Origin of the sequence: Streptomyces sp. NPDC085944 (assembly GCF_040686295.1) — a bacterium.
In the GTDB taxonomy this organism is placed as follows: Bacteria; Actinomycetota; Actinomycetes; order Streptomycetales; family Streptomycetaceae; genus Streptomyces; species Streptomyces salinarius.
Map to the genome: position 1 here is coordinate 90970 of NZ_JBFBJX010000020.1, position 12243 is coordinate 103212.

General features: G+C 71.7%; 15 protein-coding genes and 1 tRNA gene. 12 read left to right on the forward strand and 4 right to left on the reverse strand.

The window, feature by feature from the left end:
* Positions 1–72 precede the first annotated feature (72 nt).
* Positions 73–687, forward strand: a complete 615-nt coding sequence (locus AB0P07_RS31050; RefSeq protein WP_365556470.1) for a LytR C-terminal domain-containing protein — start codon at positions 73–75, stop codon at positions 685–687.
* 16 nt (positions 688–703) lie between these two features.
* Here the strand turns inward: AB0P07_RS31050 and upp are convergent, their stop codons facing one another.
* Complete coding sequence (gene upp / locus AB0P07_RS31055) at positions 704–1339, reverse strand: uracil phosphoribosyltransferase (protein ID WP_061446998.1); 636 nt, start codon at positions 1337–1339, stop codon at positions 704–706.
* Positions 1340–1478: 139 nt separating this feature from the next.
* Between upp and AB0P07_RS31060 the strand changes: the two genes are divergently transcribed.
* The 8 genes from AB0P07_RS31060 to AB0P07_RS31095 all read left to right on the forward strand — a co-directional run bounded on the left by AB0P07_RS31060 (position 1479) and on the right by AB0P07_RS31095 (position 6156).
* A complete protein-coding gene (locus AB0P07_RS31060; protein WP_365556399.1) occupies positions 1479–1751 on the forward strand; it encodes a hypothetical protein in 273 nt (90 codons plus the stop codon).
* 338 nt (positions 1752–2089) lie between these two features.
* Positions 2090–2638, forward strand: coding sequence for a hypothetical protein (locus AB0P07_RS31065; protein WP_365556401.1), 549 nt, complete (start codon positions 2090–2092; stop codon positions 2636–2638).
* Between the two features lie 68 nt (positions 2639–2706).
* Positions 2707–3138 (forward strand): tRNA adenosine(34) deaminase TadA, encoded by a 432-nt coding sequence (gene tadA / locus AB0P07_RS31070; protein ID WP_365556403.1) that lies wholly within the window; start codon positions 2707–2709, stop codon positions 3136–3138.
* 98 nt (positions 3139–3236) lie between these two features.
* Positions 3237–3321: transfer RNA gene (locus AB0P07_RS31075), tRNA-Ser, on the forward strand.
* Between the two features lie 43 nt (positions 3322–3364).
* A complete protein-coding gene (locus AB0P07_RS31080) occupies positions 3365–3586 on the forward strand; it encodes a hypothetical protein (RefSeq protein WP_164418939.1) in 222 nt (73 codons plus the stop codon).
* Entirely contained in the window at positions 3586–3879 is a 294-nt protein-coding gene (locus tag AB0P07_RS31085) for a Dabb family protein (protein WP_365556405.1), read from the forward strand. The genes AB0P07_RS31080 and AB0P07_RS31085 overlap by 1 nt, the downstream gene beginning before the upstream one ends.
* 180 nt (positions 3880–4059) lie before the next feature.
* Positions 4060–4899 (forward strand): RNA polymerase sigma factor SigF, encoded by an 840-nt coding sequence (locus tag AB0P07_RS31090; RefSeq protein WP_365556406.1) that lies wholly within the window; start codon positions 4060–4062, stop codon positions 4897–4899.
* A 291-nt stretch (positions 4900–5190) separates the two neighbouring features.
* A complete protein-coding gene (locus AB0P07_RS31095; RefSeq protein WP_365556408.1) occupies positions 5191–6156 on the forward strand; it encodes an RNA polymerase sigma factor SigF in 966 nt (321 codons plus the stop codon).
* Positions 6157–6273: 117 nt separating this feature from the next.
* Here AB0P07_RS31095 and AB0P07_RS31100 read toward each other — a convergent pair whose 3' ends face one another.
* Entirely contained in the window at positions 6274–6474 is a 201-nt protein-coding gene (locus AB0P07_RS31100; protein ID WP_365556409.1) for a hypothetical protein, read from the reverse strand.
* Positions 6475–6679: 205 nt separating this feature from the next.
* Here AB0P07_RS31100 and AB0P07_RS31105 point away from each other — a divergent pair, with 205 nt between their 5' ends.
* The 3 genes from AB0P07_RS31105 (at position 6680) to AB0P07_RS31115 (ending at position 10702) form a co-directional block, all read left to right on the forward strand.
* Entirely contained in the window at positions 6680–7183 is a 504-nt protein-coding gene (locus tag AB0P07_RS31105; RefSeq protein ID WP_365556410.1) for a MarR family transcriptional regulator, read from the forward strand.
* Between the two features lie 9 nt (positions 7184–7192).
* Entirely contained in the window at positions 7193–9772 is a 2580-nt protein-coding gene (locus tag AB0P07_RS31110) for a DHA2 family efflux MFS transporter permease subunit (RefSeq protein WP_365556412.1), read from the forward strand.
* A gap of 108 nt (positions 9773–9880) precedes the next feature.
* Positions 9881–10702, forward strand: a complete 822-nt coding sequence (locus AB0P07_RS31115) for a YceI family protein (protein ID WP_365556414.1) — start codon at positions 9881–9883, stop codon at positions 10700–10702.
* On the opposite strand, the gene AB0P07_RS31120 is transcribed toward AB0P07_RS31115, so the two are convergent.
* Together AB0P07_RS31120 and AB0P07_RS31125 are read right to left on the reverse strand one after the other, a co-directional pair.
* On the reverse strand, positions 10685–11434 hold the full coding sequence (locus tag AB0P07_RS31120; protein WP_365556415.1) for a GAF and ANTAR domain-containing protein: 750 nt from the start codon (positions 11432–11434) through the stop codon (positions 10685–10687). The two genes, AB0P07_RS31115 and AB0P07_RS31120, sit on opposite strands and share 18 nt — an antisense overlap.
* A gap of 18 nt (positions 11435–11452) precedes the next feature.
* On the reverse strand, positions 11453–12169 hold the full coding sequence (locus tag AB0P07_RS31125) for an ANTAR domain-containing protein (RefSeq protein ID WP_365556472.1): 717 nt from the start codon (positions 12167–12169) through the stop codon (positions 11453–11455).
* Positions 12170–12243: the final 74 nt, after the last annotated feature.

Here is a 12243-nt window from a genome sequence, read left to right on the forward strand (position 1 = left end):
ACTGATCATCTAATAGGCATCACCGCTCCCGCGCACTACGCTGCGCTCATGAGCATGCTGACTCCTCCCGGCATGGGTGGCCAGTACAAGATCACGGGGGACAGGTTCCCGCGGATGCGCCCGGCGCGGCGACGCGGCCGGATCGCGGTCGCCGCCGTCGCCTCCGTCACCGTTCTCGGCGTGCTCGGCTGGGGCACGCTGCAGCTCATCGACGTCTTCACCGGCGGCGACAAGGCCTCGGCGGCCGGTGCCGCAGGCTGTGCCACCCCCGCGAAGGCGAGCGCCTCGCCCGCCGCCGTGGTGCTGCCCAAGCCCGGTCAGGTCACCGTCAACGTGCTCAACGCGACGACCCGCAGCGGTCTGGCGCAGAAGACCGCCGACGAGCTGAAGAAGCGCGGCTTCCGGGTCGGCGACGTCAGCAACGCGCCCGAGAAGTACGACAAGAAGGTCGTCGGCACGGGCGTTCTGCTCGGCCCGGCCGCCTCCGCGAAGACGGCGCTGCCCGTGCTCGGGACCCAACTCCCCGGCGCCGAGCGCCAGACCGACGCGGCCCGCAAGGGCGCCGCCGTCGACCTGATCATCGGCAACGGTTTCAAGGGGCTGGCGAAGCCCGCGACCGCCGACGCGGCGCTGGCCGAGCTGACCGCGCCGCGGCCGACGCCCGCCGCGGAGAAGAAGAGCTGCTGAGCGACGCTACGAGGTACTACTCGGCCGCTCCGTACATGCGGTCGCCCGCGTCGCCGAGGCCCGGGACGATGTAGCCCTGCTCGTTCAGCCGCTCGTCGACCGAGGCCGTCACGACCGTCACCGGGGTGCCGGCCAGCTCGCGCTCCATGAGTTCGACACCCTCGGGGGCGGCCAGCAGCACCACCGCCGTCACGTCGTCGGCGCCGCGCTTGATCAGCTCCCGGATGGACGCGACCAGAGTGCCGCCGGTGGCCAGCATCGGGTCCAGGACGTACACCTGGCGGCCGGACAGGTCGTCCGGCATGCGCGTGGCGTAGGTGGACGCCTGGAGCGTCTCCTCGTTGCGCACCATGCCGAGGAAGCCCACCTCGGCGGTCGGCAGCAGCCGGACCATGCCGTCGAGCATGCCGAGACCGGCCCGCAGGATCGGCACGACCAGCGGGCGCGGGTGGGAGAGCTTGACGCCGGTGGTCTTCTCCACCGGCGTGTGGATGTCGACCTGTTCGGTGCGCACGTCGCGCGTGGCCTCGTAGGCGAGCAGGGTGACCAGCTCGTCGGCGAGACGGCGGAAGGTCGCGGAGTCGGTGCGCTGGTCGCGCAGCGTGGTGAGCTTGTGGGCGACCAGGGGGTGGTCGACGACGTGGAGACGCATGTCCACCACAGTAACCGGGCTCCGTGGGGGTGGCGTGCCCGCAGCGGGGCAAGGCGCGCGACGCGGCTCCACTCGTTCGCGGGCGTCAAACCGTCCGACCGGGGGAAGGTGGGAGGGACGGACGCTGGGTGGTGAGACTGTGCCGGATCGGGACTTCCACGACACGCCGTCCCCCGGATCGGACCGGGGGACGGAACACGGGACGGAGCCGGGTGCGGCGCCGGGGCGACAGCCGGACGGCGCTCCGCCGCGGGAGCCCGAGGCGGGGCGGGAGGCCGAACGGCGTCGGCGCCGGGCCCAGTTCCTGCGCGATCTGGCGGAGGCCCGCCAGTTGCGGGACCGCGTGCAGCCGCGCCGCGCTAAGACCGCCCGGCTGCGGCACGCGATGCGCATGCGCACCTTCCGCTGGTAGCCCCCTGCCCCCTTCGCCGTACGGCGAACTTCCTGAGCCGGCCGGGGAAGATCGTGCGCCGCGCCGACGTTGGTCGTGACGGACGGACGCGGGGACCGCGAGAATCCGCGTACGATCCGCACGTGGCGGCGACGAGAGCGCTGCTGGGCGGCGGCCCGGGCGAGCACTTCCGGGACGCCGGTCAAAACAGCCGGACACAGGGCGCCGAAGACGTCCCCTGAGTGCCTTGTTTCTGCCACGATTCCGAGTGGGTGGGGCTCGGAGCACCGCTCCCCCGCCCGTAGCCTCCGCCGGGGGGATCCCCAACCGGCACCCCTAGGACCAGTGGGAGAGTCACGGTGTACTTCGCCGCACTGCTCGCGCGCACCGAAGACGGGTGGGAAGCGAGCGACACAGAGCTCGACGATGTGGAAACCCTGTCGGATCTTGCCGACCTGGCCCGGGAGGCCTCTCCCGACGAGGACACGGTGCTCGTGCTGATCGAGCAGGAGGACGCGTGGTTCGGAGTCGTCCGGGTGGACGGTGAGGAGGACCCTCGTATCTACGTCTCGGACGCCGCCGCGGCCGCCCGCAGCAGCTACGGCGAGATCCTGCTCACCGACGAACTGCTCGGCCGGGAGCCGGGTGACGACGGCGACGACCTCGACGCCCTCGACCTCGACGGCACGGAGGACGGCGAGTCCGACGACGACGACGAGGACGGCGGCGACGACTCCGGCGCGGCCGCCGGCTCGACCGAGGCCGTGCCGCACGGGCCGGTCGGCGACGCCGAGATCCTCGACGACCTCGGCGTGAGCGAGAAGGAACTGCGCTCGATGTCCGGGGACGCGGTCGGGGAGATCGCCGAGGCCCTCGGCGCCCTGGACGTCCTGGAGGCCGTCCGCTGACCGCGCCGGCCGAGGACGAACCCGAGGCGGCGCCGCCCGACCCGGTGCGCGACCGGTGGCGGGCCGCGATGCGGCTCGCCCTGGCCGAGGCCGGGCGGGCCGCCGAGGGCGGGGACGTGCCCGTCGGCGCCGTCGTACTGGCGCCGGACGGACGCACCGTCCTGTCCGCCGGGCACAACGAACGCGAGGCCACCGGGGATCCCACGGCCCACGCCGAGGTCCTCGCGATCCGGCGGGCCGCCGTGGAACTGGGCGAGTGGCGGCTGGTCGGCTGCACGCTCGTCGTCACCCTGGAGCCGTGCACGATGTGCGCGGGCGCGCTCGTGCAGTCCCGCGTGGACCGCGTGGTCTACGGCGCCCGCGACGACAAGGCGGGCGCCGCCGGGTCCCTGTGGGACCTCGTGCGCGACCGGCGGCTCAACCACCGCCCCGAGGTGATCGGGGGCGTGCTCGCGGACGACTGCGCCCGGCTGCTCACGGACTTCTTCCGCGACCGCTGACCCGGTCCGACGGGGCCCCGGACGGCTGCCCGTACGGCCGTTCGTCGGCCGCAACACCGATTTCAGAGCATGCCGCTCCGTGCTGTAAGGTCTGTCTCGGTAGCGTGTCCGAGCGGCCGAAGGAGCTCGCCTCGAAAGCGAGTGTGGCGCAAGTCACCGAGGGTTCAAATCCCTCCGCTACCGCTTGAGAAGGGCCCCGTCGAAAGACGGGGCCCTTCGTGCGATCATGAGCGACCGAAAGGCGTGGGTCGAAGGGACAGGGGAGGCCGCGGTGGCGGTGAACTCGAAGAAGATCGCCGTCTATGTGGTCGTGGTCTTCGTGCTGTACGTGATCATCACTGATCCGGCCAAGGCAGCCGACTACGTGCAGATAGGTTTCCAGGGCATATCGGACGCGGCGGGCGCCGTGGGCGACTTCATGACCTGGGCCGCCAACGGAGGAAAGTGATGATCCGCCACCTTGTGCTGTTCAAGCTGCACGACGGCGTCGAGCGCGACGATCCGCGCGTCGTGGAGGGCGTCGAGGCCTTCCGGGCGCTCGGCGGCCAGATCGAGGAGCTCCGCTTCTGGGAGTGCGCCTGGAACATCAGCGACCGGCCCATCGCCTACGACTTCGCCATCAACTCGGCCGTGGACGACGCGGACGCGCTCAAGCGCTATCTCGAGCACCCGGCGCACCAGGCGGGCGTCGCGCTGTGGCGGGAGTTCGCCACCTGGGTGATCGCCGACTACGAGTTCTAGGACGACCTCGGGCCCTTCGGCCTCTCCGGCCCCGCACCAGCCCGGTGCGGGGCCGTTCTGCGTTCACTCAACACGACCTTATGCGGTGCTTGCACACAGTGGACATGTCTTGTGATGCTATGACCGCTTTTGACGGATGAGTTGACGGAAGAGTTGACAGATCACGAGGTGGAGTTGACCGTGCCGGCCAGTACTGCGCCTCAAGCACCGCCCGCGCCGCCCGCCCAGGCCCAGGAGGGCCCCGCGCCGCAGCGCAGCCGGGGCGCCGACACCCGGGCCCTGACCCAGGTGCTCTTCGGCGAGCTGAAGGACCTCACCCCGGGCACGCCGGAGCACGACCGGGTGCGCGCGGCACTCATCGAGGCCAACCTCCCGCTGGTGCGCTACGCCGCCGCCCGGTTCCGCTCCCGCAACGAGCCGATGGAGGACGTCGTCCAGGTCGGCACCATCGGGCTGATCAACGCCATCGACCGCTTCGACCCGGAGCGGGGCGTGCAGTTCCCGACGTTCGCCATGCCGACCGTCGTCGGCGAGATCAAGCGGTACTTCCGCGACAACGTCCGCACGGTGCACGTACCGCGCCGGCTGCACGAGCTGTGGGTGCAGGTCAACAGCGCCACCGAGGACCTGACGACCGCCTTCGGACGCTCCCCGACCACCGCCGAGATCGCCGAGCGGCTGCGCATCACCGAGGAGGAGGTGCTGTCCTGCATCGAGGCGGGACGGTCGTACCACGCCACCTCGCTGGAGGCCGCCCAGGAGGGCGACGGGCTGCCCGGACTCCTCGACCGGCTCGGCTACGAGGACCCGGCGCTGGACGGCGTCGAGCACCGGGACCTGGTGCGGCACCTGCTCGTCCAACTCCCCGAACGCGAGCAGCGGATCCTGCTGCTGCGCTACTACAGCAACCTCACCCAGTCCCAGATCAGCGCGGAACTCGGCGTCTCCCAGATGCACGTCTCGCGGCTACTGGCGCGTAGCTTCCAGCGGCTGAGGTCCGCGAACCGGATCGACGCGTAAGCTCGGCCAGGGCTCCGGACGGAGTCGAAAGCGCGAGCGAGGGGTCACCGGCGAGAGCGAATCGCTCACCAGGGCCGTTGCGGCGGAATCGGGCTGAAAGCCCATCAGACCCCCTGTTTCCAGGGGGTATTCGCGTCTCGGATGTCGACATGTCACTACAGCGCGTTGCCGACATGTGACATTCTGCCGGAGACGCGTTTGCCGGAGCTTCGGCTCCGGTATTCAGGTGAAGGCTGCGTTCCCGGCGTGGGAGCGTGTGCCGCGACCGTCCCGCGACCCAAAGGGGGTGGCATGTCCGCAGAACAGGGCAGCTCGAAGGTGCTCGCGCTCGCGGAGAGCGAGACCGCGCCCGACTCGATCGAGGCGCTCGGCGCCATCGAGACCGTCGGCCCCATCGACTCCGTCGACTCCGCCAATCCCGTCGACGGCGACCGGGCCGACGAAGTCGTGCCGGACCTCGACGCCGTGCCGGCCCAGGCGCTTCCGGTCACGGAGGCCATCGACACCCGCACCCTGTCCCGCTCCCTGTTCCTGCGGCTCGCCGCCCTCGACGAGGACAGCCCCGAGCGTGCCTACGTCCGGGACACCCTGATCGAGCTCAACCTCCCGCTGGTGCGCTACGCCGCCGCGCGCTTCCGCTCCCGCAACGAGCCGATGGAGGACATCGTCCAGGTCGGCACCATCGGCCTGATCAAGGCGATCGACCGCTTCGACTGCGAGCGCGGGGTCGAATTCCCGACCTTCGCCATGCCGACCGTCGTCGGCGAGATCAAGCGGTTCTTCCGCGACACCTCGTGGTCGGTGCGCGTCCCGCGCCGCCTCCAGGAGCTGCGCCTGGCGCTGACCAAGGCCAGCGACGAGCTGTCCCAGAAGCTGGACCGCTCCCCGACCGTGGGTGAGCTGGCCGCCGTCCTCGGCGTGTCCGAGGAGGACGTGGTCGACGGGCTGGCCGTGGGCAACGCCTACACCGCCTCCTCGCTGGACTCCCCGGCCCCGGAGGACGACGGCGGCGAGGGCTCGCTGGCGGACCGCCTGGGCTACGAGGACACGGCGCTGGAGGGCGTGGAGTACCGCGAGTCCCTCAAGCCGCTGCTGGCCAAGCTGCCGCCAAGGGAGCGGCGGATCATCATGCTGCGCTTCTTCGCCAACATGACCCAGTCGCAGATCGGCGAGGAGGTCGGCATCTCGCAGATGCACGTCTCCCGGCTGCTCACCCGGACCCTGTCGCAGCTGCGCGAGGGCCTCATCTCCGACTGAGCCCGCGCCGCGGGAGAGCCCGTACGACAGCACGGCGACCGCCGTGGCCCCCCGGGGGTGCCGCGGCGGTCGCTTTCGCCTGTCTCCGGTACCGGCCGCTGCGGCCGGGTGCCCGTTCTAGCCGAGCGCCAGCCAGGCCACGGCCGCGACGACGACCACGACGGCCAGGATGCCGACGATCAGGCCGACGCGGGGACCGGACGAGGAGGCGGGGGCAGCGGCCTGCCGGCTCTGCGGGGCGTCGTCGACGAACGCGCGGAACATCTGGGTGCTGCCTGCGGGGTCGTTGGTGCCCTGGGGGCCCTGGGTGTTAGCCATGGGCCGAGACACTAGCGAATCCGCGGGTGCGGCCCAAGTGCGGGGCCGCCGAGCCCTCTTGACCCGGTCTACCCCTTATCACCTGCGCGTTTACTATCGCAATACTTGCCTTTGCCAACTTTTTATGCCGCACCCTCCGTTTTTGTTTGCCTGTAGCAACTAACGGAACTTATGGTTGCCCTAAGCAACGAATCGGGAGGTGCGCGTGGCCGGGAAGGCGCAGTACGAGGAGCTGATCCGCCAGTTCAGCGCCTTCGGTGCCGTGAAGCGGGAGATGGGCCGGCTGCTGCCGTCCGACTGTCCCGGCGGGTCCGTCGCCGTACTGACACTGCTCGGCCGGCACGGGGACATGCGCATGAGCAAGCTCGCGGAGCTGCTCGCCGTGGACATGTCGGTGACCAGCCGCCATGTCGCCCACGTCGCCGAGCGCGGCTGGATCGAGCGCTTCCCCGACCCCGCCGACAAACGCTCGCGCATTCTGCGCCTGACGCCCGCGGGGCAGGACCAGCTCGACGAGATCGCCGAGCGGAGCACCCAGCTGCTCTCCCACCGCCTGAGCGACTGGTCCGACGACGAGGTCGGTCAGCTCTCCCGGCTCATGGCCCGCCTCAGGGCCAGCTTCGACGACTGCCGGGCCCCCGCGGCCCGGCCTCCCGCACTGTCCGGGGACGACACGTCCACCCGTACACCCGCGATCACCATTCAGTAAAGGAAGTCCATGGCAACGACCACACCAGCCGGTGTGCGGGCTCATGCCAAGCACGGGGGAGGCTCCGACGGAGACGCTCCGATGACGCACCGGCAGATCATGGAGGCATTGTCCGGGCTGCTGCTCGGCATGTTCTGCGCGATCCTGTCCTCGACCATCGTCACCAACGCCCTGCCCGAGATCATCGGGGACCTCGGTGGCGGCCAGAGCGCCTACACCTGGGTCGTCACCGCCTCGCTGCTGACGATGACCGCGTCCACCCCCCTGTGGGGCAAGCTCGCGGACCTGTTCAGCAAGAAGGCCCTGGTCCAGATAGCCCTGATCGTCTTCGTCATCGGCTCCGTCGTGGCCGGTCTGGCGCAGAACCCCGCGATGCTGATCACCGCGCGGGCCATCCAGGGCCTGGGCGCCGGCGGTCTGTCCGCCCTGGCGCAGATCATCATGGCCGCGATGATCGCCCCGCGTGAGCGCGGGCGCTACTCCGGCTACCTCGGCGCCACCTTCGCCGTCGCCACCGTCGGCGGTCCGCTGCTCGGCGGCGTCATCACCGACACCAGCTGGCTCGGCTGGCGCTGGTGCCTCTACGTCGGCGTGCCCTTCGCGATCCTCGCGCTGATCGTGCTGCAGAAGACGCTGCACCTGCCCGTGGTCAAGCGGAAGGTCAAGGTCGACTGGGCCGGCGCCTTCTTCGTCACCGCGGCCGTCTGCCTGCTGCTCATCTGGGTGACCTTCGCCGACGACAAGTACTCCTGGATGTCCTGGCAGACCGGCGTCATGGTCGGCGGCGCGATCGTGCTGACGCTGCTCTTCCTGCTCGTCGAGTCGAAGGCCAGCGAGCCGATCATCCCGCTGCGCCTGTTCAAGAACCGCACCATCACCCTGGCCTCGATGGCCTCGCTGTTCGTCGGTATCGCGATGTTCGCGGGCACCGTCTACTTCAGCCAGTACTTCCAGCTGGCCCGGGACAAGTCCCCGACCATGTCGGGTGTCATGACGATCCCGATGATCGGCGGCCTGTTCGTCTCGTCCACGGTCTCCGGCATCGTCATCACCAAGACCGGCAAGTGGAAGCGCTGGCTGCTGTCCGGCGGCGTGCTGCTGACCGCGGGCCTGGGCCTGCTGAGCACCATGCGCTACGACACCCCGTACTGGCACATCGGCATCTTCATGGCGCTGATGGGCCTCGGCGTCGGCATGATGATGCAGAACCTGGTGCTCTGCACGCAGAACCAGGTGGCCCCGAGCGACCTGGGCTCCGCGTCCTCCACGGTCACCTTCTTCCGGTCCCTTGGCGGCGCGGTGGGCGTCTCGGTCCTCGGCTCCATCATGTCGACCCGGATCAGCCACTACGCCACCGACACCATCGGGCAGCTGGGGCCCGAGGAGCAGATGGCGGCCGGCAAGGCCCTGGGCTCGGGACAGATCCCGGACATGGACCTGCTCCCCGCGCCGATCCGCACCTGGCTGGAGAGCGCCTACGGGCACGGCATCGCCGACATCTTCCTGTACGTCGCGCCGATCGCCCTGCTCGGCTTCCTGGTGACGCTGTTCATCAAGGAGGTGCCGCTGCGCACCAAGGGCGCCCTCGCCCAGGCGGCGGAGTCCTCGGCCGAGTCCGCCCCGCCGGTGGCGGGTGCCCCCGCGCAGGCCGTCCGCGTCGCCGACGAGCCGGTTCCCGCCGGTGCGACGGCGGCCGTGCCGGCCACACCCTCGGGCGACCCGGCCACGTCGGTCGCCTCGCAGACCCCGGCCGCACCCGCCGCCGCCCAGCGGCCGGCCGCCGTCGCCTCGGCGACCGGTTCCGGTGAGCCCCAGGCCCCCGTCTCCGGCGGCATCGCGGTGCGCGGTTTCGTCCGCGGCGCCGAGTCCGCGCCGGTCCCGCAGGCCGCGGTCACGCTGATCTCGCTGGCCGGCCGCCAGCTCGGCCGGTCCGTCGCCCAGGCCGACGGCTCCTACGCCGTCGACGCGCCGAGCGCCGGGTCGTACGTGCTGATCGCCTCCGCCGACGGGTTCCAGCCGCAGGCCTCCACCATCGTCGTGGACGACGAGCCGGTCGCCTACGACATCCTGCTCAGCGGCACCAGCGGGCTCACCGGCCTGGTGCGCGCCGTGGAGGGCGGACTGCCGGTCAAGGACGCCATGGTGATCGTCACCGACGTGCGCGGCGACCTGCTGGCCAGCGCCACCACCGGCGAGGCGGGCGAGTTCGCCTTCACCGAGCTGGTGCCGGGCACGGTGACCGTCGCGGTCAACGCCGCCGGCTACCGGCCCCGCGCGCTGCCGCTGGAGGTCGGCGGCACCGGCGTCACCCGCGTCGAGGTCGACCTCCAGGCGGGCGCCCGGGTCCAGGGCGTCGTGCGGGCCCCGCAGGGTCCGCTGGCCGACGCCCGGGTCACCCTGGTCGACGCGGCGGGCAACGTGATCGGCACGGCCACCACCGGCGCGGACGGGGCGTACGCCTTCACCGACCTGGACGCCGGTGAGTACACCGTCATCGCGACCGGCTACCCGCCGGTGGCCGCCGCCCTCACGGTCGCCGGCCCCGGTGCCGACGGCCACGACATCGAGCTCGCCCACCCCGGCGAGTAGCAGGGCCCCGGCCCGTGGTGGCGTGCGCGTTCCGAGCGGAGGTGCGCACGCCCCCACGGGCCGGTTTCTTTACGACCACTTTCTGAGCCTTTGCAGGGAGAAAACGGGATGGGACTGACCGCGAGGATCCGAACGCGGGACGGATGGGCCGTGTCGCACGCGGTCGTCACGGTGACCGACATGACCGGCGTCCAGGTACTGCGCGCCGAGGCGGACACCGAGGGCGCCGTGCGGGACACCACCCCGCTCACCCCCGGGGCGTACACCGTCATCGTCACCGCGGTCGGCTACACGCCCGCCGCCTCCAGCGCGATCGTCACCGCGAGCGGCCGGGCCGAGGTCGGCACGGTGACACTGGCCCGCCAGGGCGGCACCGAACTGCCGCCACCGGGGCCGTGGACGGTCGACCCGGTGCACTCCGGCGTGGCCGCCGTCGCCCAGCACCTGGGCATCTCCAGCGTGCGCGGGCGGTTCACCGACTTCGCCGCGACCGTCGAGATCGCTCCGGACGACGTCACCAAGTCCCGGGTGGAGGCGGTGATCCAGGCGGCCTCCATCGACACCGGCAACGGCATGCGCGACACCCATCTGCGCTCGGCCGACTTCCTGGACGTCGAACGGTTCCCGGAGATCACCTACCGCTCCACGGGCGTGAGCGAGGCCGGGCCGGACCGCTGGACCGTCCACGGCGAACTGGGCCTGCACGGAGTCGTCCGCGAGGTCGACCTGGACCTGGCCTACCTCGGCACCGGCGCCGACCCCTGGGGCGGCACCCGGGCCGCCTTCCGCGCGACGACGGAGCTGCACCGCGAGGACTTCGCCATGAACTACAACCAGGTCGTCCAGGCCGGCATCGCCGCCATCGGCACCACCCTCAGGGTCGAGCTGGACGTCCAGGCGGTCCAGGGGGAGTCACTGCCGGCGATGTGAGGCACCGCCGGACGCCCGGGCCACCACCTGGGCGCACAGGTCGCGGAGCTTGACGTTCCGGTCCTGTGAGACCCGGCGCAGCCGTTCCATGGCCCGGTGGGCGTCGATGCGCTCCCGGGCCATGAGCATGCCGACCGCCTGGTCTATGACGCTGCGGGAGAGCAGGGCGGTGCGCACGTCCGTGGCCGAGGCCCGCTTCCGCTCGATCCGCAGGGCCTCGTTCACCGCGTCCGTGGCCCGCTTCGCGAAGGCGCGGGCCACGTCCTGTCCGCGGGCCAGGGAGTCGGGCTCCACGCCGTAGAGGTTGAGCGCGGCGCCCGTCCCGCCCTCGACGGCCAGCGGCAGCGCCAGCACACAGCGCACGCCCGTGGCCAGCGCGTACCGCGTGTACGGGGGCCAGCGGGTCTCGGCGGCCAGGTCCGGGGAGTACTGCGCCTCGCCCGACTCGGCGGCGTCCACGCAGGGACCCGAGCCGTTCTCGTACTGGCGCAGGTCCAGGCCGCCGGGCAGGCCGGTGCTGCCCGCCAGCGTCATCAGCCGGTCGGCGCGGCGCACCGTGACGGAGCAGGCGTCGGCGCCGGGCACCTGCTGGACCGCGCGGTCGGTCAGGTCCCGCAGCAGCGTGTCCAGGCCCTGGGTGCGCGCGAGGGCGTGATCAAGCGTCTCCGTGCCGGTGCTCGTGCCCGGGTTCGCGTCCGCGCGGGGGTCCGGGTCCGTCGTCTGCGAGGTCATGACCGTACGGATGTCCCGTCATCGCTCGGTCACGCCTCGGCCGCCCGGCGCGGAGTGGGCGTCGACGATGCGGCGGGCCAGGTCGCGCAGCTTCACGTTCTCCCGCTGCGACGCCTTCACCAGCGACTCGAAGGCACCGGCCGCGTCGATGTTCGAACGCTCCATCAGGATGCCGGTGGCCTGGCCGATCAGGTCCCGGGTGCGCATCGCCTCGGTGAGCTGCTCGCGCACGGTCGCCGAGTCCAGGGCGAGGGAGACGTGCGCGGTGAACAGCCGCCCGATGCGGGTGGCGTCCTCGTCGAAGGCCTGCGGTTTGCGGGCGTACGCCGTCAGCACGGTCAGCCGGCGCCGGTCCGCGCGCAGCCGCAGGGACAGCGCCGAGCGCAGGCCGAGCCCGGACAGGGCGTTGTCGCCGCCGTCGGCCTCGCTGTCGTCCGTGCGGACCACGGGCGTCGTCCACAGGCGCTCCCAGTCCGGGTGCGGGGTGTGGCCGCCCTGGCCGCCCTGCCGGGGTTCGGCGGCGAACCGTACGGTCTCGTCGGTCCAGGCGAGGGTGCGCAGGCGGCCGCCGCGCTGGATCTCCGAGATGCCCGCGTGCTCGGCGTCGGGCAGCAGGCGCACCGCCAGGCCGACGGCGGTGTGCAGGGTGTCGGCAGGGGTGTTCGCGCCGTGCAGGTCCCGGGCCGCCGCCGTCAGGGCGTCGGCCAGCTCGAAGCCGACCGGAAAACGCGGCAAATCAGTAAATTCGGACGCAGCCACCACGAACCTCTTCAGCGTGCGCGGCCTCACGGCCGTGCGCAGGAGAGCTC

Excerpts from the sequence above, each read along its gene's own strand:
- AB0P07_RS31050 (WP_365556470.1), top strand. The coding sequence starts at position 73 with ATGGGTGGCCAGTACAAGATCACGGGGGACAGGTTCCCGCGGATGCGC.
- upp (WP_061446998.1), bottom strand. The coding sequence starts at position 1,339 with ATGCGTCTCCACGTCGTCGACCACCCCCTGGTCGCCCACAAGCTCACC.
- tadA (WP_365556403.1), top strand. The coding sequence starts at position 2,707 with ATGCGGCTCGCCCTGGCCGAGGCCGGGCGGGCCGCCGAGGGCGGGGAC.
- AB0P07_RS31080 (WP_164418939.1), top strand. The coding sequence starts at position 3,365 with ATGAGCGACCGAAAGGCGTGGGTCGAAGGGACAGGGGAGGCCGCGGTG.
- AB0P07_RS31085 (WP_365556405.1), top strand. The coding sequence starts at position 3,586 with ATGATCCGCCACCTTGTGCTGTTCAAGCTGCACGACGGCGTCGAGCGC.
- AB0P07_RS31095 (WP_365556408.1), top strand. The coding sequence starts at position 5,191 with ATGTCCGCAGAACAGGGCAGCTCGAAGGTGCTCGCGCTCGCGGAGAGC.
- AB0P07_RS31100 (WP_365556409.1), bottom strand. The coding sequence starts at position 6,474 with ATGGCTAACACCCAGGGCCCCCAGGGCACCAACGACCCCGCAGGCAGC.
- AB0P07_RS31110 (WP_365556412.1), top strand. The coding sequence starts at position 7,193 with ATGGCAACGACCACACCAGCCGGTGTGCGGGCTCATGCCAAGCACGGG.
- AB0P07_RS31115 (WP_365556414.1), top strand. The coding sequence starts at position 9,881 with ATGGGACTGACCGCGAGGATCCGAACGCGGGACGGATGGGCCGTGTCG.
- AB0P07_RS31120 (WP_365556415.1), bottom strand. The coding sequence starts at position 11,434 with ATGACCTCGCAGACGACGGACCCGGACCCCCGCGCGGACGCGAACCCG.